We start from the raw sequence: 3,583 nt of genomic DNA, 5'->3' as shown, positions 1-3,583 counted from the left end.
AGATCCTCTTCACTCTCTTGTATCTCTAGTTTGTAAACCCCTGCCATACTCTACGATTAAACCCACCTCAAGTTTTATAGCATCTGTCGTCTACCTTTGAAGAATTGGTATTAGTAGAGCGGGCGATCGGATTTTTGAATTGGTTTGAATTGGGCTTTTTGGGCCTTGATCCCGTGTAGGTGGGGTTTGAGTCAAAAGGGGCCAATTCAAAAGTTGAGCAGGTGATCCCCTGTGGTCAGATGCTGTGCAGAGCTGTTAGAACCGAGGCAGTTCTAATTCAGCGTTATTTTTATGCTCCGCTCCTTCCTTGCCTACCCTGAGGTTGGAATTGATCCGGATAGTGTTTCTTTAGAGCTAAAGGACCAGGAAATTGTGGCGGTTGTCAGTACAAAACGCTTTGGTAGTCAAACCACCACACTCTCGTCTGAACTACCGCTAGATGAGACAACTGCTGAGAAAGCCTATCTCCAGGCACTACACTTTCGACCTGAAATCGTTTCTGTCTTGGTGCGATCGGCTAATCCCTTGGACTATCCAAAGGTCGAACGAGAGCGGAGTGATGAAGCCGATGACATCGCTAACCGGGTTTATGGCTATGGTTACAGTGCTAGACGGTGGAGTTGGGTAAATGACGAGGATGAAGATGATGACGATGACAAGGACGAATACTGGAGGTGAGAACTAGTTAGCTTTAATTAATGAGGTTACTAAACCACTTAGTGACTAAAGCTGTAATCACGTCATAGCCCCCATCTTTGTAAACAGCAGCAACTAAAGCTTCAAAGGTCTCTGCCAGAGCGTAGGTAGTCTCATGAACTCCAACGATTCGCTCACCAATTCCTACGATTGGAGCAATACCCATTGTGCGAAGCATTTCGCCTAAAGTTTTTTCATCTTCTAATGTCTGCTTTTTTTGAGTAATGCTTCCACGAGTTGTACAACCGTGCTCAATCAGAAGGTCGGTCAGAATCGCCTTGAGGATTGCATCTCCAAGAGTACGAAAGACTTCTTGGTCCTCACATGATTGCCCTTGCTCACTTTGCTCCTTAGCCGCAGCCTTGCGAGTGAGTGCTCGAAGGAGTAGGCTTTTGTCTTTAAAGATATAACCTAACCGCCTTTCAATTGCTTCGATGTCTTCTGGATTCATCGTTACTGCTGCCAAACATTGCTAGAGACTAACGAGTTGTTTCAAGTTGATCAAGTCAGAGCTGAAGGGTGATCGCTCCTCACAACCAAAACCACCTAAGCAAACGTCCGATTCTGGACAGCTGGCAGGAGCGCTCAGCAGTTCACTCACTTGGCTACGTTCCCCAATTGGGGAAAAGTGAGGGGCGATCGCTGTCCAAGTGCAGCTTATGTAAACTCCAAGACCCCTTACTGAATGTTTTGGAATGAAGTTAATTAAATTAGGCCGTAAGAAATGACCTTTAGCCACGCTGTAGTTAGCTATTAAGCGTCAACAACACTAGCAAGCTCATCTAATTAACCTATATGAATGAGTGGAACACCAAAGAGTATTACGACTGCTTACGTGACCTTCTCAAGCATGAAGATTCACTCATGAGCGAACGCTTAAGAGGGCTATTCACAGTGCAGGCTATTTTATTTGCAGCACTTGGTGTTTTCTGGAAAGAGCATAACGGAATGCTCGTTTCCGTCCTTGCATTGCTTGGGATGGTTTCTAATGCTTCATACGGATTTGAGCTAGTTATGGGTAATAGGGCGATCGCCTGTATTTTAAGCAAGTGGCGAATCTATTGCCTGAGCCGAAATGTCGCTGGAGCGCCACCCATCATTGGCTATGAGTTAGCTGAAAAATTTCCTCGCTGGCTACTACCCGGCAGATTTGTAGCATGGCTTCTGTTCATGTGCTGGGTAGTTATCGTGCTCCTATATGCATTTCAATAAATAGCGAGATTAGTCAGTAGTTCAGTGACTTGGTTGTGTTCCCCAATTGGGAAAAGTTGGAGGGGCGATCGCTCTAGAGAAGTGCAAGAGGAGATTGCCCTCGCAACACAAAACCTAGGTCAAGCTTTGAGAGTCAGAAAATTTCTGATTTTGGGCTGAGTGCTGGGTTGGGTAGGGCGATCGCACTGGTGTGGGTGAGGGGCTGGAAGGCGATCAGTTTACTCAACTTCGTTCCAGTTCAAACTTTGGATTGAATGAGCTGAAGCAGGGTAGTGAGCTAGAACTTGCCGACGCAATCAAAAGTGAGACATCCAACTCTTACTTATGGACATTAGGCCATCGCGTTTACGAGCATTTGGAGCTTGCTCGCGATCGCGGCCTGCTCTGGTTTCTGCTGCACCTCAAATAACTTTTGCGCTGCTTCGAGATGGAAAAGTACTTCCTGCCGCCGTGAGCGAGGTAGAGTCCCGAACTTCGTCTTTGAGTGAAGTAGAGTTCCTAACTCCTGATGGGCTGCTCCGTCTTCGGGATTCTCGCTTAAGTGACGTTGAAGTCGCTCAACCTCATCCTCGAGATATTGCCAGCTCTGGGAGGGCTTTGCAGCCTTTAACCAGCGTTGGTCAAAACTAGTTAAAGGTGCCTTCGACTCATCAGGAAAATAGTTCACATTGAGAAACTGAGCAATGGTTTTGGAGATCTGGGCCGCTGTCTGATAAGAACCATCCGAGTTTAACGAAATCTGCCAGTAAACTAAATCGAGAATCAACCTTGGATAATAAGTCGTTGTCTCTCCGCTAGAACTCCCCAGCACTACCCCAACAATACAATCGAGGGGCAGCTTCAGGGTTTGTTTTGGCGCTTGACCCGGGAAGCGACTCTGCTCGCGCACGACGCAGTTCTGAGATTTATCAAAGATAAGCGTGGTGCGTGTAGGAAATAGGAATACCCAGAAAAGTCCTGTAATCACTGCCAAGCTACCCATGCCAGCAGGCAAAACCCAGACTCCTCCCTCAGCTCGTTGCAGCAAGATGAAGCCAAACAGGCAGAAAAAAAGACCGATGAAAGTGCAGCTCGCACCCAGCAGCAAACCTAAGAGGAACGAACGTCGAAAGAACAAAACGAGCCTGTCAGGATTGTGTTCGATGATCTGCATAGAGTAGAAATTTGCTCTTTTAGCTGAGGCAAAGCTCTATGATAGCCGGGCGGCATAGGCGCTGCGCTCTAGCAGCCCCCTGAGCGTTACGCAGCCTGCCCGTAAGCCAGCATTCGTCTCAATCGCGCGATCGCTCAGCAGTTCACTGACTTGGTTGCATTCCCCAATTGAGGAAAAGTTAGAGGGGCGATCGCACCTCCCATCAAATTCGCTCTAATCCTGTTCTGGGCATCTTCGGGAGAAGGGTGAAGGAAATTAGCCTGAAGCAATGCTGAGCGGTTCTGTATAATCGCCTCCATCAGGGTGTTAGGCAGAATAACCTTGAGGAATTAGCCCGATGGTTTTCGGCCTATCTGCCCTATAAGGACATTAGACAGAACTAGTTCTGTCTAACTATTAATTAGACTGCTATAGCAATCCTAATCAAGTTGTAAGGATAAGGAGAAGTTATTAGGCTGAGAGAAGGACTCGTAACTAACTCACAAGAAATGGATTCACTCCAGCAATTCATTGCCACCACCA

At 47.1% G+C, this 3,583-nt stretch carries 4 protein-coding genes; 2 read left to right on the top strand and 2 right to left on the bottom strand.

Translation table 11 applies throughout. The annotated features are described in order from the left end of the window. Positions 1-291: 291 nt before the first annotated feature. Positions 292-678: a hypothetical protein gene (locus H6F68_RS08050; protein WP_190557976.1), complete on the top strand. Its 387-nt coding sequence runs from the start codon at positions 292-294 to the stop codon at positions 676-678. Positions 679-691: 13 nt separating this feature from the next. Here H6F68_RS08050 and H6F68_RS08045 read toward each other — a convergent pair whose 3' ends face one another. Continuing rightward, positions 692-1,147 carry a ribonuclease III domain-containing protein gene (locus H6F68_RS08045; RefSeq protein ID WP_190557974.1) on the bottom strand — a complete coding sequence of 152 codons (456 nt, stop codon included), beginning with the start codon at positions 1,145-1,147 and terminating at the stop codon, positions 692-694. A gap of 344 nt (positions 1,148-1,491) precedes the next feature. Here H6F68_RS08045 and H6F68_RS08040 point away from each other — a divergent pair, with 344 nt between their 5' ends. Continuing rightward, on the top strand, positions 1,492-1,908 hold the full coding sequence (locus H6F68_RS08040) for a hypothetical protein (protein ID WP_190557972.1): 417 nt from the start codon (positions 1,492-1,494) through the stop codon (positions 1,906-1,908). A 331-nt stretch (positions 1,909-2,239) separates the two neighbouring features. On the opposite strand, the gene H6F68_RS08035 is transcribed toward H6F68_RS08040, so the two are convergent. Then, a complete protein-coding gene (locus H6F68_RS08035) occupies positions 2,240-3,061 on the bottom strand; it encodes a hypothetical protein (RefSeq protein ID WP_190557970.1) in 822 nt (273 codons plus the stop codon). Between the last annotated feature and the right edge of the window lie 522 nt (positions 3,062-3,583).

The organism is Trichocoleus sp. FACHB-262, assembly GCF_014696035.1.
Classification (GTDB): Bacteria; Cyanobacteriota; Cyanobacteriia; order FACHB-46; family FACHB-46; genus Trichocoleus.
The sequence above is the reverse complement of the archived record's forward strand: the minus strand, read 5'-3'. Positions and strand labels throughout refer to the sequence as shown.